The organism is Streptomyces sp. Rer75 (assembly GCF_013414305.1).
Taxonomy (GTDB): Bacteria; Actinomycetota; Actinomycetes; order Streptomycetales; family Streptomycetaceae; genus Streptomyces; species Streptomyces himastatinicus.
In genome coordinates this window covers 4,346,865-4,371,591 of sequence record NZ_CP058693.1, presented here as the reverse complement: position 1 = coordinate 4,371,591, position 24,727 = coordinate 4,346,865, and the positions used below count along the sequence as shown (strand labels likewise).

The following is a 24,727-nucleotide window of genomic DNA, read 5'->3' as shown; positions in this document are numbered from 1 at the left end:
CCCCGGGCTCAGACGCCCATGGGGTGCCAGACCGTTTTCGTTTCCAGGAAGGAGAGGAGGCGGTCGGTGCCGGGGTCGGCCGTCCAGTCCACAGGGTGTGGACGGACCACGCGCTTGAGGTTGTCCGCGGCGGACCTCTCCAGGTCGGTCGCGAGGGCCGGGTCCGCGCCTGCCAGGTCGATCGCGTTGACGTCCTGGTGGGCGGCGAGCGGGGTGGCCAGTTCGGGGGTGCGGCCCGAGAGGATGTTGACCACGCCGCCCGGGAGGTCGGAGGTGGCCAGGACCTCGGCGAGGGAGAGGGCGGGGAGCGGGGCGCGCTCGGCGGCTACCACGACGGTCGTGTTGCCGGTGACGATCGCCGGGGCGAGGACCGAGATCAGGCCCAGGAAGGAGGAGTCCTGGGGGGCGAGGAGCGCCACGACGCCCGTCGGCTCGGGGGTGGAGAGGTTGAAGTACGGCCCGGCGACGGGGTTGGCGGAGCCCGCGATCTGGGCGACCTTGTCGGACCAGCCCGCGTACCAGACCCAGCGGTCGATCGCCGCGTCGACCGCCGCGGTGGCCTTGGGCTTGGACAGCGCCTCGGCGGCCGAGACCTCGGCCGCGAACTGGTCGCGGCGGCCCTCCAGCATCTCGGCGATGCGGTACAGGATCTGGCCGCGGTTGTAGGCGGTGGCGCCGGACCAGCCGCCGAACGCCTTGCGCGCGGCGGTCACCGCGTCGCGGGCGTCCTTGCGGGAGGCCAGGGGGGCGTTGGCCAGCCACCGGTCGTGAGAGTCGGTCACCTCGTACACCCGTCCGCTCTCGGAGCGCGGGAACTTGCCGCCTACGAAGAGCTTGTAGGTCTTGAGCACGGAGAGTCGTTCAGACATTGAGGTATGCCTCCAGGCCGTGGCGGCCGCCCTCGCGGCCGTAGCCCGACTCCTTGTAGCCGCCGAACGGCGAGGCGGGGTCGAACTTGTTGAACGTGTTGGACCAGATCACCCCGGCGCGCAGCTTGCTCGCCATCTCCAGGATGCGCGAGCCCTTCTCCGTCCAGATGCCCGCCGAGAGGCCGTACGGGGTGTTGTTCGCCTTGGCGACGGCCTCGTCGGGGGTGCGGAAGGTCAACACGGACAGGACCGGGCCGAAGATCTCCTCGCGGGCGATCCGGTGGGCCTGGGTGACGCCGGTGAAGAGGGTGGGCGCGAACCAGTAGCCGGAGCTGGGCAGTTCGCACTCCGGGGCCCAGCGCTCGGCGCCCTCGGCCTCGCCCGCGTCGGCCAGGTCGCGGATACGGGCCAGCTGCTCGGCGGAGTTGATCGCGCCGATGTCGGTGTTCTTGTCCAGCGGGTCGCCGACGCGCAGGGTGCGCATCCGGCGCTTGAGGGCGTCGAGGAGTTCGTCCTGGATGGATTCCTGGACCAGCAGGCGGGAGCCCGCGCAGCAGACGTGGCCCTGGTTGAAGAAGATGCCGCCGACGATGCCCTCGACCGCCTGGTCGATCGGCGCGTCGTCGAAGACGATGTTCGCGGCCTTGCCGCCCAGCTCCAGGGTGACCTTCTTCTTCGTACCGGCCACCGTGCGGGCGATCGCCTTGCCGACCTCGGTCGACCCCGTGAAGGCCACCTTGTCGATCCCGGGGTGGGCGACCAGCTCGGCGCCGGTCGATCCGTCGCCGGTGACGATGTTGACCACGCCCTTGGGCAGGCCCGCCTGGCGGCAGATGTCCGCGAAGAAGAGGGCGCTCAGGGGGGTCGTCTCGGCGGGCTTCAGCACGACCGTGTTGCCGGTCGCCAGCGCCGGGGCGATCTTCCACGCCAGCATCAGGAGGGGGAAGTTCCAGGGGATGACCTGGCCCGCCACGCCCAAGGGGCGCGGATCGGCGCCATAGCCCGCGTACGCGAGCTTGTCCGCCCAGCCCGCGTAGTAGAAGAAGTGCGCGGCGACCAGCGGCAGGTCGGCGTCCCGCGATTCGCGGATCGGCTTCCCGTTGTCCAGCGACTCCAGGACCGCCAGCTCCCGCGAGCGCTCCTGGATGATCCGCGCGATGCGGAACAGGTACTTGGCGCGCTCGGCGCCGGGCAGCGCCGACCAGGACTCGAACGCCTTACGGGCGGCCTTCACCGCGCGGTCGACGTCCTCGGCGTTGGCCTGGGCGACCTCGGAGAGGACCTCCTCGGAGGAGGGGGAGAGGGTCTTGAAGACCTTGCCGTCGCCCGCCTCGCGGAACTCGCCGTCGACGAACAGCCCGTACGACGGGGCGATGTCGACGACCGCGCGGGACTCGGGAGCGGGGGCGTACTCGAAAACGGGCATGGCGTATCAGTCCACCGTCACGTAGTCGGGACCGGAGTACCGGCCGGTGCTCAGCTTCTGGCGCTGCATCAGCAGATCGTTCAGCAGACTCGACGCGCCGAAGCGGAACCACTCCGCGGTCAGCCACTCCTCGCCCAGCGTCTCGTTGACCATCACCAGGTACTTGAGGGCGTCCTTCGACGTACGGATGCCACCCGCGGGCTTCACCCCCACCTGCACCCCGGTCGCGGCCCGGAAGTCGCGGACCGCCTCCAGGAGGACCAGGGTGACCGGCGGCGTGGCGTTGACGGACACCTTGCCGGTGGACGTCTTGATGAAGTCGGCGCCCGCGAGCATCGCCAGCCAGGACGCGCGGCGCACGTTGTCGTACGTCTGGAGCTCGCCGGTCTCGAAGATGACCTTCAGGTGCGCGGCGCTCCCGTCCTGGCGGACGCACGCCTCCTTCACCTGCCGGATCTCCTCGAAGACCTCCCGATAGCGGCCGGAGAGGAAGGCCCCGCGGTCGATCACCATGTCGATCTCGTCCGCGCCGGCGGCCACCGCCTCCCGGGTGTCGGCCAGCTTCACCGGCAGCGCGGCCCGGCCGGACGGGAACGCGGTCGCCACGGCCGCCACATGAATGCCGCTGCCCCGGAGGGCCTCCTTCGCGGTCGCCACCATGTCGCCGTAGACGCAGATCGCCGCGACCTCGGGGACGGTGCGGTCGGTGGGGTCGGGGTTGATCCCCTTCGCGCACAGCGCCCGGACCTTGCCCGGGGTGTCCGCGCCCTCCAGGGTCGTCAGGTCGATCATCGAGATCGCCAGGTCGATGGCGTACGCCTTCGCCGTGGTCTTGATCGAGCGGGTGCCGAGGGTCGCGGCACGGGCCTGGAGGCCAACCGCGTCGACGCCCGGCAGGCCGTGCAGGAAGCGGCGCAGCGCGCTGTCGGTGGCGGTCACGTCCGCCATCGACGCCAGTCGCTCCGCGGCCTCTTTGCCGTATGCGGGAACTGTGGTGGGCATGGTCACCACCTGAGCATATCTACGCGCGTAGCGGTATGTCACCCCCCGGCCGTGATCGGGCCCGGCCCCGGTCCGATCACGATCCGTACTCGTACCGTGTTGATCCCGAGGCCCAACGCCCCGAACCGTGGGGCACAATCGGCCCCATGACGAGCCCGGACGACCCCGCCCCCGCCCCGCAGCCCGACGGGGAGCCCGACGGCGAGCCCGACGGGGGACCCGATGGGGGGCCCACCCCGTACGCCGACCGCGTCTACCGCTCCCCGGGCGGCATCGTGGGCGGCGTGCTGCTGCTCGGACTCGGCGGCTGGCTCGGCATCGACGCCATCCTGCGCGGCGAGGGCCGGACGCCGTGGCTCGCCCTCGCCGGGCTGCTGTTCGCGGTGCCGGTGGTGATCGCCTTCACCGTGCGCCCGGCGGTGTACGCGGGCGCGGACCGGCTTCTCGTACGCAACCCCTTCCGCACCATCACCCTCCCCTGGGCCTCCGTCGACACCCTGCGCGCGAGTTACACCAGCGAAGTGCTGGCGGGCGGCGCGACGTACCAGCTGTGGGCCGTCCCCGTCTCGCTGCGCCAGCGCAAGCGCGCCGCCCGCCAGCAGAACCGCGCGGCGGCGTCGCCGACGACACTCGGCCGTACGCCCGGCCCAGGCGCGACGGCGGACCGCCGCGCCCAGGCCGACCAGACCATGGACGACCTGCGCGAACTGGCCGAGTCCAACGCGGGCCGCGACGGCGCGCAGGGCGAGCCCGAGGTGCGCTGGGCGTTCGAGGTCATCGCGCCGACGCTGGCCGGGGCGGTGCTGCTGGTGATCATGCTGCTGATCTGAGGGCCGATGCTCTCAGGGCGGTGCGGGCATGCCTGGCGTGAACCCGTCGACTGGTCGTCGGTCCGCGTGGACACGCTGTGCGGGCGCTCGACGCGGCCGACGACGTACCGGCTGAGCCGGTTCGTACCGTTCATGCCGTTCGTACCGGACGAACCGACGGCTTAGATCCCGGCCGCCGCCGAGAGGTCCTTCTTCAGGGCCGCCAGAACCGTTTCCGCCGTGGCCCGGGCCCGGGGCAGGTGCTCGGCCGCGGGCACGTCCACGACCACCTCCAGGTAGCACTTCAGCTTGGGCTCCGTGCCGCTCGGGCGCACGATCACCCGTGCCGAGCGGACCGTGTCCCTCCCGGCGAGCTGATAGCGCAGGCCGTCCGTCGGGGGCAGCGCGTCCGAGCCCCGGGTCAGATCCTCGGCCGAGCCGACCTCCAGACCCGCCAGTTCGGCCGGGGGCTGCTCGCGCAGCCGCCGCATCGCCGCCGCGATCAGGGACAGATCCTCGACCCGTACGGACAACTGGTCCGTGGCGTGCAGGCCGTGCGCGACGGCGATGTCGTCCAGCAGGTCGGTGAGGGTACGCCCCTGCCCCTTCAGCTCCGACGCCAGCTCCGCCACCAGCAGCGCGGCCGTGATCCCGTCCTTGTCGCGCACCCCGTCCGGGTCCACGCAGTAGCCCAGCGCCTCCTCGTACGCGTACCGCAGACCGTCCACCCGGGCCAGCCACTTGAAGCCGGTCAGCGTCTCCGCGTACGGCAGGCCCGCGTCGGCCGCGATGCGGGACAGGAGCGACGAGGACACGATCGTCGTCGCGACGGTGCCGCGGGCGCGCTTGTGCACGAGGTGGGTGGCGAGCAGCGCGCCGACCTCGTCGCCGCGGAGCATCCGCCAGCCGGTGCCGGAGCCGGTGCCGGTCGTGGGGACCGCAACCGCGCAGCGGTCCGCGTCCGGGTCGTTCGCGATGACGATGTCGGGCGCCGCCTCGCGGGCCGTCGCGAACGCCAGATCCATCGCCCCCGGCTCCTCCGGGTTCGGGAACGCCACCGTCGGGAACGCCGGGTCCGGATCCGCCTGCTCGGGAACCACCGTGGGCGCCGGGAAGCCCGCCCGCGCGAACGCGGCCGTCAGCGTTTCCCGGCCCACGCCGTGCAGGGGCGTGTAGACGACGCGGGCGTCCCGCGCGGAGCCGGGGGTCAGGACGGCGTCCGTGCGGGCCAGGTACGCGTCGAGGATGCCGTCGTCCAGCGTCTCCCAGCCGGTGTCCGGCCGCGGTACGTCGTTCAGGCTGCCGACCGCCGCGATCTCGGCCGCGATCTCCGCGTCGGCGGGCGGAACGATCTGCGAGCCGTCGCCCAAGTACACCTTGTAGCCGTTGTCGCGCGGCGGATTGTGGCTCGCCGTCACCTCGATCCCCGCGACGGCCCCCAGATGACGGATGGCGAACGCCAGCACCGGCGTCGGCAGCGGCCGGGGCAGCAGCGCCGCGCGGAAACCGGCGCCGGTCATGACGGCCGCCGTGTCGCGGGCGAAGTCCGCGCTCTTGTAGCGGGCGTCGTAGCCGATGACGACGAGGCCGGAGGCGTGCTGCGGCTGCCGTGCGAGGTACGCGGCCAGCCCGGCGGCGGCGCGGATGACGACGACGCGGTTCATCCGCATGGGGCCCGCGCCGAGTTCGCCGCGGAGGCCCGCGGTGCCGAACTGAAGCGTGCCGGAGAAACGCTCGGCGAGCGCGCGCCCGGCCTCGGGGTCGCCCCCCTCGGCCGCGTCGGCCCGCTTGGCCCGCTTGGCCGCGTCGAGCAGGGCGCGCAACTCGTCCCGGGTGTCGGGGTCGGGGTCCTCGGCCAGCCAGGTGCTGGCCTGGTCGATGAGGTCGGGCGCCATTGGGGGGCCTCCTGGGTGGGGGTGCGGTCTGTTGTTGTGTGGTGCGGCTTTGTGGGTGGTGCGCCGGGGTTCGGTGGTGGGTGCGGGTGCGGGGCCTCCGGGGCGGGGCCCTGGACCGTATATTTACGGCGCCGCTGCCGTAGAACGTGAGGTGGGCCGGAAGTCCACGGCGCCACAAATACACGTCAGCGTCCAGGACCCCACCCCTGCGACCCCGCCCCCTCCAGCATCGTTGGCGACTACAGGCGCGTGGCCCAGGGCTCCGGGCCCCGGTCCGGTCCCGGCTCGCCCGGTCGGGGCGGCTCCCGTCTCGCGCCGGTGGTACGGCGGCCATTGGCGGGGCCCCGGGGTTCGGTCCGGTGGGGCAGGTGCTGGGCGGGGGTGGGTGCGGCCCCGTCCCCTCCCGTCGAGCGGCGGCTCCCCGCCGGTGGCTCCGGGCTCCGGTCCGGTTCCGGTTCGCGGAGTGGTCCCCGTCCCGCGCCCGTCGTACGGCGGCTCCCCGCCGGTGGCCCCAACCCTCGCCCCGGTTCGCCCGGTGGGCGGCCTCGCCCCGCGCCCGCAGTACGGGGCCACCGGCCGGTGGGGTGGTGCTGGTGGGGGTGGGAGTGGCCCCGCTGGCGCTTGCGGCCTCCGGTCCGGTTCCGGGCGCGATGCCGTCTCCTCCTGTCGAAGGGCGTCGGGTCGTCACCGACCGGTGCGGCGGCGTGGGGAGGGCCGGTGCGTGGCCTCGGGCCGGGTGGCCGCCGACGGCGGGAGGGGCGGGGTCGCAGGGGTGGGGTTCCGGACGCTGACGTGTATTTGTGGCGCCGATCGTCCGACGGTCACTTCACGCTCCACGTCAGCGGCGCCGTAAATATACGGTCCGGGACCTCGCCCCGGAGGCCCCGCACCGGCACCCACCACCGCACCGACCGCGCACCCACCCGCACCCACCACGCAGCGGAACCCGGGGCCCGGGGCGGAGCCCCGGCGGGGGTCCGGGGGCGGAGCCCCCGGAAATCAGAGGCGGTCCAGCACCTGGGCCAGCAGCGTGCCCATCCGGGTGGCCGAGTCGCGGCCCGCCTGGAGGACCTCCTCGTGGTTGAGGGGTTCGCCCGTCATGCCCGCGGCGAGGTTCGTGACCAGGGAGATGCCCAGCACCTCGGCGCCCGCCTCGCGCGCAGCGATCGCCTCGAGGGTGGTGGACATGCCGACGAGGTCGGCCCCGATGGTGCGGGCCATGGTGATCTCGGCCGGGGTTTCGTAGTGGGGGCCGGGGAACTGGGCGTAGACGCCCTCTTCCAGCGTGGGGTCGATCTGCTGGCAGAGGGCCCGCAGCCGGGGGGAGTAGAGGTCGGTGAGGTCGACGAAGTTGGCGCCGACGATGGGGGAGGCGGCGGTGAGGTTGATGTGGTCGCTGATGAGGACCGCTTGGCCGGGGCGCATGCCGTCGCGGAGGCCGCCGCAGCCGTTGGTGAGGATGACGGTCTTGCAGCCGGCGGCGACGGCGGTGCGTACGCCGTGGGCGACGGCGGCGACGCCGCGGCCCTCGTAGTAGTGGGTGCGGCCGAGGAAGACGAGGGCCCGCTTGTCGGCGAGCTTGTACGAGCGGATGGTGCCCGCGTGGCCCGCGACGGCGGGCGGCGGGAAGCCGGGCAGCTCGGTGACGGGGAACTCGTGCTCGGGGCTGCCGAGTGCGTCGGTGGCGGGGACCCAGCCGGAGCCCAGGACCAGGGCGACGTCGTGGGTCTCCGCGCCGGTCAGCTCGCGCAGGCGCGTGGCGGCGGCGTCGGCGGCGGCGTGGGGGTCGGCGGGGTCGCCTTGGCTGTCCCTAGTAACAGATGCGTTCACGCGCACGAGGGTAGCCCCTCCTGGCCTACGCGCGTAGACGGCGTCCATGGGTGGTGTTCGGATCGTTGCGAACCGGGCGCGCTACGCGGGGGCGGCGAGGCGGTCGAAGGACTGGGAGAACCGTTCCAGGGGGTCGCCGTCGGCGTTCCAGGGCCAGGGGGTCACCACGCCCCCGGTGGCGCGCAGGGCCGTCGCGCCTTCGGCCATGCGGCCGGACTTGACCAGGGCGTAGGCCAGGACGTTGAGGTCTGCGAGGGCCGCGGCGTGGCGCAGGAAGCCGGGGTGGGGCCAGTGCTGGGCGGCCTGGTCGAGGACCGAGGCGACCTGCTCGCGCCGCCAGTGCTCCCCGGCGCTGATGGCCTCCATGCCGCCGGTGGCCATGGCGCGCTGGTGGCCGCGGACGATCGAGGTCAGCTCCAGGGCGGCGGCGGGGGCGTCGGCGGGCATGCGGCCCCGGACCGAGTCCAGCAGGTCGAGGAGCTGTACGGCGGAGCCGCACTCGTCGGGGGAGAGATAGCCGAGGACCTGGAGGTATGCCTCGCGGTTCCACGGGTCGCGGGCCATGATCTCCTGCCAGATGGCCGACAGCTCGCGGTGGGGGCGCCGCTCGCGGCGCAGTGTGGCCAGGTGCACGACGTACGGGGTGGGGTCGGCGGGGACCAGCTCGGCGGCGAGGCGGCAGGCGTCGCGGGCGTCGCTCAGGTCGGACTGGGCCTGGAGCAGGTCCGACCAGGCGTGCAGCAGCAGGGCTCCCTGGTCGCGGGGGTGGTGGCGCCGCCAGATCCCGGGCAGCGCCCGCCCCGCGGCGGCGGCGAGGACGGAGAGGCGGTGGGCCTTGCGGTCCCAGTCCTGACCGGCGTCCTCGACCACCCGGGAGACCTGGGCGATCACCGTGGTGTCGAGTTCGCCGCGGACCCAGCTCGTCTCGAGGCGTTGCCGGACCCGGCCGAGGGCGGTGTCGTCGAGTTCGGGGACCAGACGAGGACGGCTGCCCTTGCGGCGCCTGAAGACGGGCATAGAGGTCGGCTTTCGGTGGTGGTGATCGAGATCAATCCGCATCCTCAACCGGGGCCCGCGGGGGAGAACAGGGGCACGGCCACAATCGGCACGATGAATTCACCAGCCGCGCGCAAGCGGACGTCAGCAGGGCCGTTTACGTAGCTCCATGACGTAGTCGTGGGGCGCGCCGGCGGATTCGGCGGCGTCGGCGATCTCGCCGAGGTAGCGGGCGGAGGGCAGGCCGCCCTCGTAGCCGTTGAGGACGTACAGCCAGGCGGGTTCCTCGCCGTCCAGCGTGTGGACGCGGATCCGCATACGGCGGTATATGTCCAGGCCGACGCCCTCCCAGCGGTCCATGGAGTCCTCGTCCATGGGGGCGATGTCGTAGAGGGCGACGAAGACCTGGGAGCGCGGGGCCTCGACGATGGTGGGGAGGGCGCCTTCCCAGCCCATCTGCTCCCCGCCGAAGGTCAGGCGCCAGCCGGTGATCCAGCCTGTGCCGCGCAGGGGTGAGTGCGGTGCGCGGCGGGACATCAGCCGCGCGTCGAGGTTGCCGGCGTACGCGGCGTAGAGCGACATGGATCAGAGGGTACGGGAGAGGGGTGGAAGCGCTCTTGGGGTGGCGGGTTCGTGGCGGGATGCGCACTCGAACCCCCGGGCGGGAGCCTAGCGTGTGGGTACGGGACAATGGAGCATGTGACTCGGATCGTGATCATTGGTGGCGGACCCGGCGGGTACGAGGCGGCGCTGGTCGCCGCGCAGCTCGGTGCGGAGGTGACCGTCGTCGACTGCGACGGTCTGGGCGGGGCGTCGGTGCTGACCGACTGCGTGCCGTCGAAGACGTTGATCGCCACGGCTGAGGTGATGACGACGTTCGACTCTTCGTACGAGGAGTTGGGGATCATCGTCGCCGATGACACCCCGCCGCTGGAGCAGGCGGCCAAGGTGGTGGGCGTGGACCTGGGCAAGGTCAACCGGCGGGTGAAGCGGCTGGCGCTCGCGCAGTCGCACGACATCACGGCCTCCGTCACGCGCGCCGGCGCGCGGGTCATGCGGGGGCGCGGGCGGCTGGAGCCCGCGCAGGCGCCGGACGGATCGCGGAAGGTGATCGTCCGGGCGGCGGACGGCTCCGAGGAGACCCTGATCGCGGACGCGGTGCTGGTGTCGACCGGCGCGCACCCCCGGGAGATCCCGGACGCGCAGCCGGACGGCGAGCGCATCCTGAACTGGACGCAGGTGTACGACCTCGACGAGCTGCCCGAGGAACTGATCGTGGTCGGGTCCGGTGTCACGGGCGCCGAGTTCGCGGGCGCGTACCAGGCGCTGGGGTCCAAGGTCACGCTGGTCTCCAGCCGGGACCGGGTGCTGCCGGGCGAGGACCCGGACGCGGCGGCGGTGCTGGAGGACGTCTTCCGGCGGCGCGGGATGAACGTGATGTCCCGCTCGCGGGCCGCGGCGGTGAAGCGTGTCGGCGACCGGGTGGAGGTCACGCTCGCGGACGGGCGGGTCATCACCGGCAGCCACTGTCTGATGGCCGTGGGCTCGATTCCGAACACCGAGGACATGGGCCTGGAGGAGGCCGGGGTCCGGATGAAGGAGTCCGGCCACATCCTGACCGACAAGGTGTCGCGCACCAGCGCGCCGGGCGTGTACGCGGCCGGTGACTGCACCGGCGTGTTCGCGCTGGCGTCGGTGGCCGCGATGCAGGGCCGGATCGCGATGTACCACTTCCTGGGGGACGCGGTGACGCCGCTGAACCTGAAGACGGTGTCGGCGAACGTCTTCACCGACCCCGAGATCGCCACGGTCGGCTACTCGCAGGCCGATGTGGACACGGGGAAGATCGACGCCCGGGTGGTGAAGCTGCCGCTGCTGCGCAACCCGCGGGCGAAGATGCAGGGCATCCGGGACGGCTTCGTGAAGATCTTCTGCCGCCCGGGCACCGGCATCGTGGTCGGCGGTGTGGTGGTCGCGCCGCGCGCGAGCGAACTGATCCATCCGATCGCGCTCGCGGTCGACAACAACCTGACGGTGGAGCAGATCGCCAAGGCGTTCACCGTGTACCCCTCGCTGTCCGGCTCGATCGCCGAGGTGGCACGGCAGTTGCACACCCGCAAGTCGTCCGAGGGATAGTCCGCACGGGCCGTCGGGGCGTGAGGTGCGCCCCTTATAGCAGCTTGCGCCCGCGCAGATGAACAACTTCTGCTAATTAGTGCAAGCTGCTGAAAACAGACAGTCGTTGGCGTTACTGTCAGTTTCGTGTTCGCTGCAGAACGTCGCCAATTGATCCTTGAAATGGTGCGTGCGAACGGAGCGGTGTCGCTCCGTGAGCTCGCCCGCGTCGTCCAGACCTCCGAAGTGACCGTACGGCGTGATGTGCGGGCGCTGGAGGCAGAAGGACTGCTCGACCGCCGGCACGGCGGTGCGGTGCTGCCGGGCGGATTCACCAGGGAGTCCGGCTTCCCGCAGAAATCCCATCTAGCGACCGCGGAGAAGACGGCGATCGCCGATCTCGCGGCCGGTTTCGTCGAAGAGGGCGAGGCCGTCGTGGTCGGCGCCGGTACGACCACGCAGGAGCTGGCCCGCCGGCTCGCGCGGGTCCCCGGGCTGACCGTGGTCACCAATTCCCTGCTCGTCGCGCAGGCGTTGGCGCATGCCAACCGGGTCGAGGTCGTGATGACCGGCGGCACCCTGCGCGGCTCCAACTACGCGCTGGTCGGCAGCGGCGCCGAGCAGTCCCTCCAGGGGCTGCGGGTCTCGCGCGCCTTCCTGTCCGGCAGCGGGCTGACCGCCGAGCGCGGGCTGTCCACGTCCAACATGCTGTCGGCCAGCGTCGACCGGGCGCTGGTCCAGGCCGCGGCGGAGGTCGTGGTGCTCGCCGACCACACCAAGCTGGGCACCGACACCATGTTCCAGACGGTGCCCACCGATGTGATCACGCGGCTGGTGACCGACGAGCCACCCGCCCAGGACGACCGCGCGCTGACCGAGTTGCAGGCCCTGGCCGACCAGGGCGTGCAGATCGCGGTGACGGGGCCGGGCGCGGGGTCCGGCCCGGCCGGTGGCGAGGGCGGCGGCCCGTCGGGCGCGGGGCGCCAGGCGGGGCGGCTGGGCTCATCGGCCCCGCGGACCGGTGAGGACGGGCTGCCGCTGCCCGGGCCGCGCCGCAATCCGCACGGCCAGGGTCCCGGCGCCTCCCAGCTGCGCAGCGCGGCATCGCTGCCCGAGCAGCAGTCGTCGGGCGGTGGCCGGGTGGCGGATCTGGCGCCACGGCGGCGCTGACCGGGCGGGTCACCGGGACCGGGCGGGTCACCGGGACCGGACGGGCATCGCCGGGGGACTGGTTCAGTGCGCCTTGAGACCGGTGAAGGTCAAGGCGAGGAGCCGGTCCGCCAGCTCCGGGTCGTCCGGCGACTGCTCGACGGCCAGCGCGATGGCGTTGGTCAGCTGCATCAGGTCGGCGATCACCACGTCCGGCCGTACGGCCCCGGTCCGCTGGGCGCGGGCGAGCAGTTCGCTGCCCGCCTCGCGCAGCGGCAGCCGGCAGCCGCGGGACAGCTCCGAGCTCTCGTCGCCCGAGCACGCCATCAGGGCCTGGGCGAGTCCGCGGTAGGTGCTCGCGTGGTGGACGATCGCCCGCAGCCAGTCGACCAGCGCGGTGCACGCCTGGGGCGCCTTCGCCAGCTCGCGGGAGCGCGTCAGCAGGGCGTTCATCTCGCCCTGGAAGACGGCTCCCATGAGCGCGGTGCGGTTGGGGAAGTGCCGGTAGAGCGTGCCGATGCCGACGCCCGCGCGGCGCGCGATGTCCTCCAGCGAGGCGTCGGTGCCGTGCTGGGTGAAGGCGGTGCGCGCCTCGGCCAGCAGCCGCTCGTAGTTGCGGCGCGCGTCGGCGCGCATGGGGCGGGGGAGCGGTGGCGTGTGCGCCGGGGCTGTCTCGGTCGCCATCGCGGTCCTCCCTGCTGTGCCTTGCGGTACCTGCCTGTAAGTCAAGCATGGCATGAGGTGACATCGAGGTGACGGAGACCGTCATCTCCGGCGAGCGAGGAGGGGGAAACGGATGCGGATCAACGCCCGCGCCGGGCAACGCCCATGGGACTGACCAGCCGACCGCTGGAGTATGTGACGATCGCCACCGCCGTGGTGTGCGTCGCGCTCACGACGTGGCTGTGGCCGCGCTTCGCCGGGCGGGGCGTACGGGCGTGGCTGGGCAGGCTCGGCTCGCTGGCGGTGACCCAGTGCGCGATGGTCGCCGCGCTGGCGCTCACGGTCAACGCCCACTTCCAGTTCTACGGGTCGTGGGACGAGCTGCTGGGCCGGGGCGACGAGGCCCCCGCCGCCCTCTCGGACGAGCACGGCGGCGGGACGGGCCCTAACGGTCCGTCCGGGGCCCTGGTGCAGCCCGCGCCGCCGCAGGGTCTTGACCGGGTGCACGGGCTGCCCGCCGGGCCGCCGGAGCGGACCGGCAAGGTCGAGTCGGTGCGGATCCTGGGCCGCCGCAGCCAGGTCGCCAACCCCGCGTACGTCGCCCTGCCGCCGCAGTACTTCCAGCGTCAGTACGCCCGCCAGCGCTTCCCCGTGATCGTCGCGATCAGCGGCTACCCCGGCGGGTCCTTCCTGCTGGCCCAGCATCTGCGGGTGCCGCAGACCGCGGGCGATCTGATCCGCCGGGGGGCGGTGCAGCCCGCCGTGATCGTGATGGTCCGGCCCACCATCGCCCCGCCGCGGGACACCCAGTGCGTGGACGTCCCCGGAGGGCCGCGGGCCGAGACGTACTTCGCGAAGGATCTGCCCGAGGCGCTGGCGCGCCACTACCGGATCGGCCATGACCCCAGCGCCTGGGGCGTCCTGGGCTACTCCTCGGGCGGCACCTGCGCGCTTCAGCTGGCCATGCGCCATCCGCGGGTCTACTCCGCGGCGGCCGCGCTCTCGCCCGACTACCGCGTGGTCAACGACCCGACCACCGGGGACCTGTTCGGCGGCGGCCCGGCGGGGGAGCGGCGGATGCGGGAGCACGATCTGATGTGGCGGCTGCGGAACCTGCCGCGGCCCGAGGTGTCGGTGCTGGTGGCCTCCAGCCGCCGGGGCGAGTCGAACTACGGCGCGACCCGGTCGTTCCTGGCCGCCGTCAGGCCGCCGATGCGCGCCGAGTCGATCATCCTCGACCGGGGCAGCCACAACTTCCGCACCTGGCGGCGCGAACTGCCCACGGCGCTGCGCTGGATGAGCGGGCAGCTGACCTTCCCGCAGGACGTGGCGCGCGGGTAGGAACGCGCGGGCCCCGGCCGTCGGGAGGACGGCCGGGGCCCGGATACGCGGTACGACGTTGCGCCGTACGGCGGGGCGTCAGTCCTTGATCTCGCAGATGACCGAGCCCGAGGTGATCGAGGCGCCGACCTCGGCGCTCAGGCCCTTGATGGTGCCCGCGCGGTGGGCGTTGAGGGGCTGTTCCATCTTCATGGCTTCGAGGACGACGACGAGGTCGCCTTCGGCCACGGTGTCGCCCTCGGCGACGGCGACCTTGACGATGGTGCCCTGCATCGGGGAGGCCAGGGCGTCGCCGGAGGCGGCGGAGCCGCCCTTCTTGACCGCCTTGCGCTTGGGCTTCTTCGACCCACCGGCCGCCGGGGCGGAGGCCACGCCGAGGGAGGCGGGCAGGGAGACCTCCAGCCGCTTGCCGCCGACCTCGACCACCACGGTCTCCCGGGCGCCGGTCTCGTCCTCGTCGGTGGCGGCCGGGGCTGCGGCGTAGGGGGCGATGGTGTTGGTGAACTCGGTCTCGATCCAGCGGGTGTGGACCGCGAACGGGTCGCTGGTGAAGGCCGGGTCCGCGACCACGGCCCGGTGGAAGGGGATCGCGGTGGCCATGCCCTCGACCTGGAACTCCGCCAGGGCGCGGGCGGCGCGCTGGAGGGCCTGGGTGCGGGTGGCGCCGGTGACGATCAGCTTCGCCAGCAGCGAGTCCCACGCCGGGCCGATGACGCTGCCGGACTCCACGCCCGCGTCCAGCCGGACGCCCGGGCCGGTGGGCGGGGCGAAGGTGGTGACGGTGCCGGGGGCGGGGAGGAAGTTGCGGCCCGGGTCCTCGCCGTTGATGCGGAACTCGAAGGAGTGGCCGCGGATCTGCGGGTCGTCGTAGCCCAGTTCCTCGCCGTCGGCGATGCGGAACATCTCGCGGACGAGGTCGATGCCGGTGACCTCTTCGGTGACCGGGTGCTCGACCTGGAGGCGGGTGTTGACCTCAAGGAAGGAGATCGTGCCGTCGAGGCCGACGAGGAACTCGACGGTGCCCGCGCCGACGTATCCGGCTTCCTTGAGGATGGCCTTCGAGGCGCGGTAGAGGTCGGCGTTCTGCTCTTCGGTCAGGAACGGCGCCGGGGCCTCCTCGACGAGTTTTTGGTGGCGTCGCTGGAGGGAGCAGTCACGGGTGGAGACCACGACCACGTTGCCGTGGGTGTCGGCCAGGCACTGGGTCTCCACGTGGCGGGGCTTGTCCAGGTAGCGCTCGACGAAGCACTCGCCGCGGCCGAAGGCGGCGACGGCCTCGCGGACGGCCGAGTCGTACAGCTCGGGCACTTCCTCCATCGTGCGCGCGACCTTCAGACCACGCCCGCCGCCGCCGAAGGCGGCCTTGATCGCGATCGGCAGCCCGTGCTGCTCGGCGAACGCCACGACCTCATCCGCCCCGGAGACCGGGTCGGGGGTGCCCGCGACCAGGGGGGCTCCGGCGCGCTGGGCGATGTGCCTCGCTGCGACCTTGTCGCCGAGGTCGCGGATGGCCTGCGGGGGCGGGCCGATCCAGGTCAGCCCGGCGTCCAGGACGGCCTGGGCGAAGTCGGCGTTCTCCGAGAGGAAGCCGTAGCCGGGGTGGACGGCGTCGGCGCCGGACTCGGCGGCCGCGGCCAGCACCTTGGCCTGGTCCAGATAGCTGGCGGCCGGGGTGTCACCGCCCAGCGCATAGGCCTCGTCCGCCGCGCGCACATGAACGGCGTCCCGGTCCGGATCGGCGTAGACGGCAACGCTCGCGATCCCGGCATCCCGGCAGGCACGGGCAACACGGACAGCGATCTCGCCACGATTGGCGATGAGCACCTTGCGCACGATGGCTCCCTCCTTGAAACAAGCCGAGTTTAGGTACAGGCGACACCCCACGCCGAGAAGGACTCGGGCGTGAGCTTGACCACACGGAGCGTTAACCCTGCCCAGGGCAGACAGCCGAATCCCCCGTCGCTCCACGGTACGCCCGGTTTTCCGGGCCGCGGCGGAGTCCGTGCTGTGGGCAGGATCTCCGCCCCGCCGTGCTGGGGAGCTTCACGTTTCTTTGTGGGATCCCTACGAACGAGGGGCGGAAACTTTGCCGCACCGTCCTGCGCGCGAGAGCCCCTCGCGCACCTCTTGTGGGGCGGCTTACCCGTTAGTAGCGTTCGCGATGTCGAACCGGAAGAGGTGGGCGGGGTGGCACGCAGACCAGTGGCCGCGGTGGCGGCCGTGACGCTGATGCTGGAAGCGGTCGGCATAGCACTGCTGAACTGGATCCTGGGCCTGGTCGTGGACCGGCAGCAGATGTCCCTGGGCGGCATGGACACCGACGCGATGTCCGTGGGCACTTGGGTCGGCGGCGGCCTCTTCGGCGCCTATCTGCTGCTGTGCGGCGTGGTGCTGCTCCGCATGGCGATGCGCGACCGCGCGCCCGGCCGTCTCGGCCGCATCCTCCTCGTCACCTGCGCGGTGACACACGGAGTGGTGGGTGCGTTCTCGGTCGGCCTGGTGGGCTGGCCCGCGTTCGCGTGTCTGATGGTGGTGCTGGGGCTGGTGGTGCTCAGCCTGCTGGCGTACGAGCCGGAGGGCGCGCCCCGGGGCGGGGCCGCCGAGGCCGAGGGCGGCCAGGACGCCCCCAGCCCCGCCTGAACCGCCTGAGCTGTCTGAACCGCCTGAGCTGTCTGAACCGCCTGAGCCGTCCGAACCGTCTGAGGTTCTTTCAGGCTCTCAGGCCCAGAGGTCGGTGATGCCCACGCCGATCTCGGCCAGCAGTGTGCGCAGCATCGGCAGCGACAGCCCGATCACATTGCCCGCGTCGCCCTCGATGCCCTCGATGAACGGCGCCGAACGCCCGTCGAGCGTGAACGCGCCCGCCACGTGCAGCGGTTCGCCGCTCGCCACGTACGCGGCGACCTCGGCGTCGGTCGGCTCGCCGAAGTGGACCGTGGTGGAGGCGGTGGCCGAGGTGCGGCGGCCGCTCGCGGTGTCGATCACGCAGTGGCCGGTGCGCAGGACGCCCGCACGGCCGCGCATCGACTTCCAGCGGGCGGTGGCCTCCTCGGCGTCCGCGGGCTTGCCGAGCGCCTGCCCGTCCAGCTCCAGCACCGAGTCGCAGCCGACGACGATCGCCCCGTCGGCCTCCGCAAGACCGGCCACGGCCGTCGCCTTGGCCTCGGCCAGCACCCGCGCCAGGTCGGCGGGTGTCTCGGCGCTCAGCGCGTCCTCGTCCACTCCGCTGACGATCACCTCCGGCGCGAATCCGGACTGCCGCAGCAGGCCGAGGCGGGCGGGGGAGGCGGAGGCGAGGATCAGGGTGCGCTGGGCAGTCATGCGCCCAGAGTAGGCGCTGCCACGGCCCCGGTCAGGGGGCCGGGCTCAGGGGCCCGGCTCAGGGGCCCGGCTCAGGGGTGCAGCGTGAGCAGGCAGGTGGCGATCATGATGGCGATCGCCAGGACGGCTCGGGCGCGGCGGAGCATCGCCTGGGCGCGCCGTAGATCTTCTGGCGGCTCATCGGGCGGCTCGGACCACAGCATGCGACCGATAGTGCGCCCGGATGGTCGCGTGGCGCCTGAGTACGCGTACTCAGGCGCCACGGCGCGGAGAACCATTTCCGTCAGGCGGGCCAGTACGTCGTGCGCCACGCCTTGGGGCCGGGCTGCGGGACGCGGCGGCTCGGGATGGTGCGGGCCGGATCGGACCACTCCTCCGGTACGCCCTCGCCCTGCGCGGCGGCCGACGCGGCCGCCGCGCGTGCTTGTACGACCGCCAGTGCGGCTGCCAACTCCTCTGGGGTGGGATTGCCCCGGACGATTCGGATCATGGAAACAGCCCTTCCTGAACCTAGAGCGGGATGTTGCCGTGCTTCTTCGGGGGCAGTTGCTCGCGCTTGTTCCGCAGGGTGCGCAGCCCCCGGACGATGTGGCGGCGGGTCTCGGACGGCATGATGACCGCGTCGACGTAGCCGCGCTCGGCCGCCGTGTACGGGTTGAGCAGGGTGTCCTCGTAGTCCGCGATGAGTTCGGAGCGGGTCGCCTCGGGGTCGTCGGCGGCCGCGATCGTACGGCGGTGCAGGATGTTGACCGCACCCTGGGCGCCCATGACGGCGATCTGCGCGGTGGGCCAGGCCAGGTTGAGGTCGGCGCCCAGGTGCTTGGAGCCCATCACGTCGTACGCGCCGCCGAAGGCCTTGCGGGTGATGACGGTGATGAGCGGGACGGTGGCCTCCGCGTACGCGAAGATCAGCTTGGCGCCGCGCCGGATGATGCCGTTGTACTCCTGGTCGGTGCCGGGCAGGAAGCCGGGCACGTCCACGAAGGTCAGCACGGGCACGTTGAACGCGTCGCAGGTGCGGACGAAGCGCGCGGCCTTCTCGGAGGCGCCGATGTCCAGGCAACCGGCGAACTGCATCGGCTGGTTGGCCACGATGCCCACCGGGTGGCCCTCGACCCGTCCGAAGCCGGTGATGATGTTGGGCGCGAAGAGCGCCTGGGTCTCCAGGAACTCGTTGTCGTCCAGGACGTGCTCGATGGCCCGGTGCATGTCGTACGGCTGGTTCGCCGAGTCCGGGATGAGGACGTCCAGCTCCCGGTCCTCGTCCGAGGTCTCCAGGTCGGCCTCGTCGGGGAAGGCGGGCGGCTCGGAGAGGTTGTTGGACGGCAGGTACGACAGCAGCGTCTTGACGTACTCGATGGCGTCCTTCTCGTCGCCGCCCATGTAGTGCGCGACACCGGAGGTGGTGTTGTGGGTGCGGGCGCCGCCCAGCGCCTCGAAGCCGACGTCCTCACCGGTGACCGTCTTGATCACATCCGGTCCGGTGATGAACATGTGTGACGTCTGGTCGACCATGACCGTGAAGTCGGTGATCGCGGGCGAGTAGACCGCGCCGCCCGCGCACGGCCCGACGATCAGGCTGATCTGCGGGATCACCCCGGAGGCGTGAACGTTTCGGCGGAAGATCTCGGCGAACAGGCCGAGCGCCACCACGCCCTCCTGGATCCGGGCGCCGCCGCCGTCGTTGATCCCGACGATGGGGCAGCCGGTCTTCAGCGCGAAGTCCATCACCTTCACGATCTTCTCGCCGTAGACCTCGCCCAGCGAGCCGCCGAAGATCGTGAAGTCCTGGGAGTAGACGCACACCGGGCGCCCGTCGACCGTGCCGTAGCCGGTCACGACGCCGTCCCCGTAGGGCCGGTTCTTCTCGATGCCGAAATTGGTGGAGCGGTGCCGGGCGAACTCGTCCAGCTCCGTGAAGGACCCCTCGTCGAGGAGCAGGTCGATGCGCTCGCGCGCGGTCAGCTTGCCCTTGGCGTGCTGCTTCTCGACCGCCCGCGCGGAGCCCGCGTGTGTCGCTTCTTCGATGCGGCGCTTCAGATCCGCGAGCTTCCCCGCGGTGGTGTGACGATCTGGAATCTCGGGGGCAATCTCCGGCTCGGACATCGGGATGCGGCTCCTGCTCGTCCTGGGGGTGGATTCTGGGACCGTGACGCTGTGGGTCGTGACGCTGTGGATCGGGGCGATAGCGGTGTGGTGGGCGGGGTTGGTGGGGTTTGTGCCGGCTGGGCTACCGGTCCGTAGCGTATCGGCGCCACCGCTGGGTGGCACTGCGTCGTTGGCCACACCTCCTGGTCCTAGGCTGGCCCGTATGACGCCATCTGACACCCCCGGGGGCCCAGGAGATCCACGCGGCCGCTGGACGGACCTGGAACGGCCGCCGCTGAACGCGGCCGCCCTGAGCCGCGCCCTGGTACGCCCCGGCGGGCTGTGGGCCGAGCTGGAGGTGGTGCAGGCGACCGGCTCGACCAACACCGATCTGGTGGCCCGGGCAGGAACAGGCGCCCCGGAGGGCGTCGTCCTCGTCGCCGAGGAGCAGAACGCCGGGCGCGGCCGCCTCGACCGCACCTGGACCGCCCCGGCCCGGTCCGGCTTGTTCTTCTCCATTCTGCTGCGGCCCGGCGCGGCCGGCGTCCCCACGTCCCGCTGGGGCTGGCTGCCGCTGCTCGCCGGGGTGGCGAGCGCCGCGGCGCTGAGCCGGGCGGCGGGCGTGGACACCGCGCTGAAGTGGCCGAACGACCTGCTGGTGACGGTTGGCGGCGAGGAGCGGAAGTTCGGCGGGATCCTCGCCGAAAGGGCTGATGACGCCGTGGTGATCGGTGTCGGCCTGAACGTCTCCCTGCGTGCCGGTGAACTTCCCGTGCCGACGGCCGGTTCGCTGGCCCTCGCGAACGCGATCTCCACCGACCGCGACCCGCTGCTGCGGGCCGTCCTGCGGTCCATCGAGCAGTGGTACGGGGAGTGGCGACGGTTCGAGGGCGACCCCGCGGCGTGCGGGCTCCAGGAGGCGTACGCGGCGGGCTGTGCGACCTTGGGACGACGGGTCCGCGCGGAACTCCCGGGCGGCGGGGCGACCGTCGGCGAGGCGGTCGCGATCGACGGCGACGGGCGGCTGGTGCTGGCCTCGGACGCCGGGGTGCAGGAACCGGTCTCGGCCGGGGACATCGTGCACCTGCGTCCCGCGTCGCCGGAGGAGTAGTCACGGGAGGAGTAAGGGGCGGAGTGCAGAGTGAGCCGAAGGGGCGCGCCGCTGTCGTAAGGGAGAGCGCGCGGAGACTCCGAGGGACGAGGGGCCGAGCACGGTCGACCGTCGACAGGGGCTGGAGGCGCCCCGGAGGCGAACGGAGAGAAGGGGAGAGTGAGCTAGGGCACACCTGACGTATCGTGGTGGCGGTCCGTCCAGTTCGGGGCGGCCGCGGGCCGAACCGGAAGAAGGAACGTAAGGGCAGTGCGCACGGATCGGACAGGGGGCGGGCGGTGACCGCCGACGAAGCGGGTTCCGGCACGGCCGAGGGGCACGGTGCCCGGGACGCCGCCGCGGAAACCGCCGCCGGAGAAGCCACCGCCGGACAGGATGGTGCCGGGCAGGACGCCGCCGTACGGGAGACGGCCGTACGGGACGCCGGGGCGCGGGCGGGCGGTTCGGCCGCCGACGGTTCGGCCGCCGAGGCCGCCGACGCCACCGCCACCGGGGCCACCGAGGACCCCGAAGCAGCCGAGGAGGACGGCGCCGACGCCCCGGACCCCATCGCGCTCCGGCTGGAACAGCTGATCCTCGGCGCCGAGCGGCGCTACACCCCCTTCCAGGCCGCCCGCAGCGCGGGCGTCTCCGTCGAACTGGCCACCCGCTTCTGGCGGGCCATGGGCTTCGCCGACATCGGCCAGGCCAAGGCGCTCACCGAGGCGGACGTCCTCGCCCTGCGGCGGCTGTCCGGTCTGGTCGAGGCGGGCCTGCTGAGCGAGCCCATGGCGATCCAGGTGGCCCGGTCCACCGGGCAGACCACCGCACGGCTCGCGGACTGGCAGATCGACTCGTTCCTGGAGGGGCTCACCGAACCCCAGGAGTCCGGGATGACCCGGACCGAGATCACCTACCCGCTGGTCGAGCTGCTGCTGCCGGAGCTGGAAGAGTTCCTGGTGTACGTCTACCGGCGGCAGCTCGCCGCCGCGACCGGCCGGGTGGTGCAGGCCGCGGACGACGCGGAGATGGTGGACCGGCGGCTCGCGGTCGGCTTCGCGGACCTGGTGAGCTTCACCCGGCTGACCCGGCGGCTGGAGGAAGAGGAGCTGGGCGAGCTGGTCGAGGCGTTCGAGACCACGGCCGCCGACCTGGTGGCCGCGCACGGCGGCCGGTTGATCAAGACGCTGGGCGACGAGGTGCTGTACGCGGCCGACGACGCGGGCATCGCCGCCGAGATCGGGCTGCGGCTGATCGAGACCCTGACCCATGACGAGACGATGCCCGAGCTGCGCGTCGGCATCGCCTTCGGCACGGTCGCGACCCGCATGGGCGACGTCTTCGGGACGACGGTGAACCTGGCGAGCCGGTTGACCTCCATAGCCCCCAAGAACGCGGTCCTGGTGGACGGCGCGTTCGCGGAGGAGCTGAGCCACACCGGGGAGGCCCCGGTGTCGGAGGCGGAGGCCGCGGAGGCGGCCGCCAAGGCCGAGAAGGAGGGCCTGGAGCCGCCCTCGTACCGCTTCGCGCTCCAGCCGATGTGGCAGCGGCCGGTGCGTGGGCTCGGGGTCGTGGAGCCGTGGCTGCTGAGCCGCCGCGGTTGATGAATCTCACCAATCGGTGAAGTCGGCACGAGGCGGAAAACCGGTCCGCTAGCGTACGTCGGCATGATCGACGACCCGGCTGAAGCGGGCCCCGGGGCGGCAGTGCCCCTCCATACGCCCGAGTTCGCCAAGGACCCGTCCGCCGTCTACCGGCGACTGCGCGAGACGTACGGCCCGCTGGCGCCCGTGGAGCTGGATCCGGGCGTCACCGCGACCCTGTGCGTCGGCTACGACACCGCGCTGGAGATCCTGCGCCGCCCCGAGACGTTCTCCAAGGACCCGCGGCGCTGGCGGGCGAAGAACGAGGGCCGGGTCCCCGACACCAGCCACGCCGGGCAGATCATCCGCTACCGGCCGCAGCCCACCGCGGTGGACGGCGAGGAGCACCAGCGGTACCGCAACGCCATCGACGACTCCACCAGCCGCATCGACCACGGCGCACTGCGCGGCTACGTCGAGCGGATCGCCGACTCCCTGATCGACCAGTTCTGCGACGCGGGCGAGGCCGACCTGATCGGCGAGTACTGCGCGCTGCTGCCGCTGCTCGTCCTCGGCGAACTCTTCGGCTGCCCGCGCGAGATCGCGGACCGGCTCTTCACCGGGCTCGCGCACCTGTTCGACGGTACGGACGTGGCGGAAGCCGACCGTACGATCACCGAGGCGCTCCAGGAACTCGTCGCCCTCAAGCGCGCCCGGCCCGCCGCCGACGTCACCTCCTGGCTGATCGCCCACCCCGAACGGCTCGCCGACCACGAACTCGTCGAGCAGCTGATGCTCCTGACCGCCTCCGGCAGCGACCCGGTGATCAACCTGATCGGCAACGCCCTGCGCGTGCTGATGACCGACGACCGCTTCGCGGGCGGCCTCTCCGGCGGCAGCATCCTCGTCGAGGACGCCCTGGACGAGGTGCTGTGGACGGACCCGCCGCTGGCCAACCTCGCGGTCCACTTCCCGCGCCACGACGTCACCCTGGCCGGGGTGCGGCTGCGCGAGGGCGAGCCGATCGTGATCAGCTTCGCCGCCGCCAACCAGGACGCGTTACGGGTCTCCGACCGCAACCGCGGCAACCGCGGCCACCTGGCCTTCAGCGCCGGGCCCCACATGTGCCCCGGCCGCAGCTCGGCCCGCCTCATCGCCTCCGTGGCCATAGAAAAACTCCTGGACCGCCTCCCGGAGGTGGAACTCGCGGCCCCGGAGGACGACCTCCGCTGGCGCCCCGGCATCTACCAACGCGGCCTCACCTCCCTCCCCGTCCGCTTCCCACCCACCCCCCAGGACCGGGACCTGCCGCCCCGGCCCCCGGCGAGCGAGCCCACCCCTCCCGGCCCCGGTTCGCCCCCGGGCGGGGGCGCCGGTGCGGACGCAGCCCCGGCTCCCGGCGCGGCCCCGAGTCCGGGTGCGGCCCCGAGCCCCGGCGGGGCCCCAGGCGCGGGGGCGGGCTCAACGCCCGCGCCGGTGCCGTCGTGGGCCTCGGCCGCCGATGAGGAGGGCGGGGCGGACGGGGGCGGCGACCGGCCTCGGCCGTCGATGCCGGCCTTCCTGATGCGGTGGCGGCGGCGCCGGTAACGTAGCCCGGGCAACGGTTCACGGTCGTTAACCGGGAGGGTGCGAGATGGGTGAGCAGCGGTACGGGGAGTGGGTCGCGGTCCGGCGGGACGGCTTCGTGGCCGAGCTGGTGCTGGACCGGCCCAAGGCCATGAACGCGGTGTCGTCCGAGATGGCCCGGGGCATCGCGGCGGCGTGCGCGGCGCTCGCGGACGACGCTTCGGTGCGGGCCGTCGTGCTCACCTCCACCCACGAGCGCGCCTTCTGCGTCGGCGCGGACCTCAAGGAGCGGAACTCCTTCTCCGACGCCGAGATGATGCGCCACCGCCCGGTCTCCCGCGCCGCCTACACGGGCGTGCTGGAGCTGCCCGTGCCCGCCATCGCCGCCGTGCACGGCTTCGCCCTCGGCGGCGGCTACGAGCTGGCCCTGTCCTGCGACGTGATCGTCGCCGACCGCACGGCCGTGGTGGGGCTGCCCGAGGTGTCCGTCGGCGTGATCCCGGGCGGCGGCGGTACGCAGCTGCTGCCCCGCCGGGTCGGTGCCGCCCGCGCCGCCGAGCTGATCTTCTCCGCCCGCCGGGTGCCCGCCGAGGAGGCCCACGCGCTGGGGATGGTGGACGAACTGGTCGCGCCGGGTGAGGACCGTACGGCCGCGCTGGAGCTGGCCGGGCGGATCGCCGCGAACTCGCCCGTCGGGCTGCGCGCCGCCAAGCGGGCCCTCCGGCTCGGGCACGGCCTGGACCTCCCGGCCGGGCTGGAGGTCGAGGACGCGGGGTGGCGGACGATCGCCTTCTCCGGCGACCGTGCGGAGGGCGTGGCGGCCTTCAACGAGAAGCGCAAGCCGGAGTGGCCCGGGGTGTAAGGGCCGCAGGGCGTAAGGGCCGCAGGGTCCCGCGCCTCCGGCCGATACCAGGGGTGAACGGTCTAAAGCGGATTGTCCTCGACATTCTTACCCTTGAGTGCAGAGCGGACGCGCGCGCCTCC

Annotated in this window: 22 protein-coding genes; 9 read left to right on the top strand and 13 right to left on the bottom strand. The window is 72.7% G+C overall.

All coding sequences use genetic code 11. From position 1 onward, the window contains the following. Window positions 1-8 precede the first annotated feature (8 nt). The 3 genes from HYQ63_RS18190 to deoC are packed head-to-tail and all read right to left on the bottom strand — an operon-like array spanning window position 9 to window position 3,297. Window positions 9-869: an aldehyde dehydrogenase gene (locus tag HYQ63_RS18190; RefSeq protein ID WP_179934907.1), complete on the bottom strand. Its 861-nt coding sequence runs from the start codon at window positions 867-869 to the stop codon at window positions 9-11. Further along, a complete protein-coding gene (locus tag HYQ63_RS18185; protein WP_179934906.1) occupies window positions 862-2,295 on the bottom strand; it encodes an aldehyde dehydrogenase family protein in 1,434 nt (477 codons plus the stop codon). The genes HYQ63_RS18190 and HYQ63_RS18185 overlap by 8 nt, the downstream gene beginning before the upstream one ends. Window positions 2,296-2,301: 6 nt before the next feature. Next, a complete protein-coding gene (gene deoC / locus HYQ63_RS18180) occupies window positions 2,302-3,297 on the bottom strand; it encodes a deoxyribose-phosphate aldolase (protein ID WP_179934905.1) in 996 nt (331 codons plus the stop codon). Window positions 3,298-3,443: 146 nt separating this feature from the next. Between deoC and HYQ63_RS18175 the strand changes: the two genes are divergently transcribed. Beyond that, entirely contained in the window at window positions 3,444-4,127 is a 684-nt protein-coding gene (locus tag HYQ63_RS18175; RefSeq protein ID WP_179934904.1) for a PH domain-containing protein, read from the top strand. A 161-nt stretch (window positions 4,128-4,288) separates the two neighbouring features. Here the strand turns inward: HYQ63_RS18175 and HYQ63_RS18170 are convergent, their stop codons facing one another. The 4 genes from HYQ63_RS18170 to HYQ63_RS18155 all read right to left on the bottom strand — a co-directional run bounded on the left by HYQ63_RS18170 (window position 4,289) and on the right by HYQ63_RS18155 (window position 9,409). Then, window positions 4,289-6,001, bottom strand: a complete 1,713-nt coding sequence (locus HYQ63_RS18170; RefSeq protein ID WP_179934903.1) for a phospho-sugar mutase — start codon at window positions 5,999-6,001, stop codon at window positions 4,289-4,291. A 999-nt stretch (window positions 6,002-7,000) separates the two neighbouring features. Beyond that, window positions 7,001-7,831, bottom strand: a complete 831-nt coding sequence (locus tag HYQ63_RS18165; RefSeq protein WP_179934902.1) for a purine-nucleoside phosphorylase — start codon at window positions 7,829-7,831, stop codon at window positions 7,001-7,003. An 81-nt stretch (window positions 7,832-7,912) separates the two neighbouring features. Beyond that, the gene (locus tag HYQ63_RS18160) at window positions 7,913-8,848 is read right to left on the bottom strand and encodes a hypothetical protein (RefSeq protein ID WP_179934901.1); all 936 of its coding nucleotides are present in this window, start codon (window positions 8,846-8,848) and stop codon (window positions 7,913-7,915) included. Window positions 8,849-8,971: 123 nt separating this feature from the next. After that, window positions 8,972-9,409 (bottom strand): gamma-glutamylcyclotransferase, encoded by a 438-nt coding sequence (locus tag HYQ63_RS18155; protein ID WP_123100215.1) that lies wholly within the window; start codon window positions 9,407-9,409, stop codon window positions 8,972-8,974. 108 nt (window positions 9,410-9,517) lie between these two features. Here HYQ63_RS18155 and HYQ63_RS18150 point away from each other — a divergent pair, with 108 nt between their 5' ends. Beyond that, complete coding sequence (locus tag HYQ63_RS18150) at window positions 9,518-10,963, top strand: NAD(P)H-quinone dehydrogenase (RefSeq protein WP_179934900.1); 1,446 nt, start codon at window positions 9,518-9,520, stop codon at window positions 10,961-10,963. A 150-nt stretch (window positions 10,964-11,113) separates the two neighbouring features. Continuing rightward, window positions 11,114-12,112: a DeoR/GlpR family DNA-binding transcription regulator gene (locus HYQ63_RS18145; protein ID WP_257232622.1), complete on the top strand. Its 999-nt coding sequence runs from the start codon at window positions 11,114-11,116 to the stop codon at window positions 12,110-12,112. A 63-nt stretch (window positions 12,113-12,175) separates the two neighbouring features. Here HYQ63_RS18145 and HYQ63_RS18140 read toward each other — a convergent pair whose 3' ends face one another. After that, entirely contained in the window at window positions 12,176-12,775 is a 600-nt protein-coding gene (locus HYQ63_RS18140; RefSeq protein ID WP_257231926.1) for a TetR/AcrR family transcriptional regulator, read from the bottom strand. Window positions 12,776-12,919: 144 nt separating this feature from the next. On the opposite strand from HYQ63_RS18140, the gene HYQ63_RS18135 reads away from it, so the two are divergent. Then, entirely contained in the window at window positions 12,920-14,095 is a 1,176-nt protein-coding gene (locus tag HYQ63_RS18135; RefSeq protein ID WP_179934898.1) for an esterase family protein, read from the top strand. Between the two features lie 78 nt (window positions 14,096-14,173). Here the strand turns inward: HYQ63_RS18135 and HYQ63_RS18130 are convergent, their stop codons facing one another. Then, complete coding sequence (locus tag HYQ63_RS18130) at window positions 14,174-15,928, bottom strand: biotin carboxylase N-terminal domain-containing protein (protein ID WP_179934897.1); 1,755 nt, start codon at window positions 15,926-15,928, stop codon at window positions 14,174-14,176. Between the two features lie 354 nt (window positions 15,929-16,282). Here HYQ63_RS18130 and HYQ63_RS18125 point away from each other — a divergent pair, with 354 nt between their 5' ends. Next, complete coding sequence (locus HYQ63_RS18125; protein ID WP_179934896.1) at window positions 16,283-16,735, top strand: hypothetical protein; 453 nt, start codon at window positions 16,283-16,285, stop codon at window positions 16,733-16,735. A 78-nt stretch (window positions 16,736-16,813) separates the two neighbouring features. On the opposite strand, the gene HYQ63_RS18120 is transcribed toward HYQ63_RS18125, so the two are convergent. The 4 genes from HYQ63_RS18120 to HYQ63_RS18110 form a co-directional block, all read right to left on the bottom strand. Then, on the bottom strand, window positions 16,814-17,416 hold the full coding sequence (locus HYQ63_RS18120) for a nucleoside triphosphate pyrophosphatase (protein WP_179934895.1): 603 nt from the start codon (window positions 17,414-17,416) through the stop codon (window positions 16,814-16,816). A 71-nt stretch (window positions 17,417-17,487) separates the two neighbouring features. Continuing rightward, complete coding sequence (gene mmpB / locus HYQ63_RS44755) at window positions 17,488-17,619, bottom strand: morphogenic membrane protein MmpB (RefSeq protein ID WP_257231925.1); 132 nt, start codon at window positions 17,617-17,619, stop codon at window positions 17,488-17,490. Window positions 17,620-17,699: 80 nt separating this feature from the next. After that, the gene (locus HYQ63_RS18115) at window positions 17,700-17,906 is read right to left on the bottom strand and encodes an acyl-CoA carboxylase epsilon subunit (RefSeq protein ID WP_123105403.1); all 207 of its coding nucleotides are present in this window, start codon (window positions 17,904-17,906) and stop codon (window positions 17,700-17,702) included. Window positions 17,907-17,926: 20 nt separating this feature from the next. Continuing rightward, the gene (locus HYQ63_RS18110) at window positions 17,927-19,522 is read right to left on the bottom strand and encodes an acyl-CoA carboxylase subunit beta (protein ID WP_179934894.1); all 1,596 of its coding nucleotides are present in this window, start codon (window positions 19,520-19,522) and stop codon (window positions 17,927-17,929) included. Window positions 19,523-19,727: 205 nt separating this feature from the next. Between HYQ63_RS18110 and HYQ63_RS18105 the strand changes: the two genes are divergently transcribed. The 4 genes from HYQ63_RS18105 to HYQ63_RS18090 all read left to right on the top strand — a co-directional run bounded on the left by HYQ63_RS18105 (window position 19,728) and on the right by HYQ63_RS18090 (window position 24,605). Further along, on the top strand, window positions 19,728-20,615 hold the full coding sequence (locus HYQ63_RS18105) for a biotin--[acetyl-CoA-carboxylase] ligase (RefSeq protein WP_179934893.1): 888 nt from the start codon (window positions 19,728-19,730) through the stop codon (window positions 20,613-20,615). Window positions 20,616-20,893: 278 nt separating this feature from the next. Continuing rightward, complete coding sequence (locus tag HYQ63_RS18100; RefSeq protein WP_179934892.1) at window positions 20,894-22,198, top strand: adenylate/guanylate cyclase domain-containing protein; 1,305 nt, start codon at window positions 20,894-20,896, stop codon at window positions 22,196-22,198. A gap of 63 nt (window positions 22,199-22,261) precedes the next feature. Beyond that, complete coding sequence (locus tag HYQ63_RS18095; protein ID WP_179934891.1) at window positions 22,262-23,764, top strand: cytochrome P450; 1,503 nt, start codon at window positions 22,262-22,264, stop codon at window positions 23,762-23,764. A gap of 46 nt (window positions 23,765-23,810) precedes the next feature. Beyond that, complete coding sequence (locus HYQ63_RS18090; RefSeq protein WP_179934890.1) at window positions 23,811-24,605, top strand: enoyl-CoA hydratase/isomerase family protein; 795 nt, start codon at window positions 23,811-23,813, stop codon at window positions 24,603-24,605. Window positions 24,606-24,727: the final 122 nt, after the last annotated feature.

What these genes read in the sequence shown, in the direction of transcription:
- HYQ63_RS18190 (WP_179934907.1), bottom strand. Translation starts at nt 869, where the DNA reads ATGTCTGAACGACTCTCCGTGCTCAAGACCTACAAGCTCTTCGTAGGC.
- HYQ63_RS18185 (WP_179934906.1), bottom strand. Translation starts at nt 2,295, where the DNA reads ATGCCCGTTTTCGAGTACGCCCCCGCTCCCGAGTCCCGCGCGGTCGTC.
- deoC (WP_179934905.1), bottom strand. Translation starts at nt 3,297, where the DNA reads ATGCCCACCACAGTTCCCGCATACGGCAAAGAGGCCGCGGAGCGACTG.
- HYQ63_RS18175 (WP_179934904.1), top strand. Translation starts at nt 3,444, where the DNA reads ATGACGAGCCCGGACGACCCCGCCCCCGCCCCGCAGCCCGACGGGGAG.
- HYQ63_RS18170 (WP_179934903.1), bottom strand. Translation starts at nt 6,001, where the DNA reads ATGGCGCCCGACCTCATCGACCAGGCCAGCACCTGGCTGGCCGAGGAC.
- HYQ63_RS18160 (WP_179934901.1), bottom strand. Translation starts at nt 8,848, where the DNA reads ATGCCCGTCTTCAGGCGCCGCAAGGGCAGCCGTCCTCGTCTGGTCCCC.
- HYQ63_RS18155 (WP_123100215.1), bottom strand. Translation starts at nt 9,409, where the DNA reads ATGTCGCTCTACGCCGCGTACGCCGGCAACCTCGACGCGCGGCTGATG.
- HYQ63_RS18150 (WP_179934900.1), top strand. Translation starts at nt 9,518, where the DNA reads ATGGAGCATGTGACTCGGATCGTGATCATTGGTGGCGGACCCGGCGGG.
- HYQ63_RS18140 (WP_257231926.1), bottom strand. Translation starts at nt 12,775, where the DNA reads ATGGCGACCGAGACAGCCCCGGCGCACACGCCACCGCTCCCCCGCCCC.
- HYQ63_RS18135 (WP_179934898.1), top strand. Translation starts at nt 12,920, where the DNA reads ATGGGACTGACCAGCCGACCGCTGGAGTATGTGACGATCGCCACCGCC.
- HYQ63_RS18120 (WP_179934895.1), bottom strand. Translation starts at nt 17,416, where the DNA reads ATGACTGCCCAGCGCACCCTGATCCTCGCCTCCGCCTCCCCCGCCCGC.
- mmpB (WP_257231925.1), bottom strand. Translation starts at nt 17,619, where the DNA reads ATGCTGTGGTCCGAGCCGCCCGATGAGCCGCCAGAAGATCTACGGCGC.
- HYQ63_RS18115 (WP_123105403.1), bottom strand. Translation starts at nt 17,906, where the DNA reads ATGATCCGAATCGTCCGGGGCAATCCCACCCCAGAGGAGTTGGCAGCC.
- HYQ63_RS18110 (WP_179934894.1), bottom strand. Translation starts at nt 19,522, where the DNA reads ATGTCCGAGCCGGAGATTGCCCCCGAGATTCCAGATCGTCACACCACC.
- HYQ63_RS18105 (WP_179934893.1), top strand. Translation starts at nt 19,728, where the DNA reads ATGACGCCATCTGACACCCCCGGGGGCCCAGGAGATCCACGCGGCCGC.
- HYQ63_RS18095 (WP_179934891.1), top strand. Translation starts at nt 22,262, where the DNA reads ATGATCGACGACCCGGCTGAAGCGGGCCCCGGGGCGGCAGTGCCCCTC.
- HYQ63_RS18090 (WP_179934890.1), top strand. Translation starts at nt 23,811, where the DNA reads ATGGGTGAGCAGCGGTACGGGGAGTGGGTCGCGGTCCGGCGGGACGGC.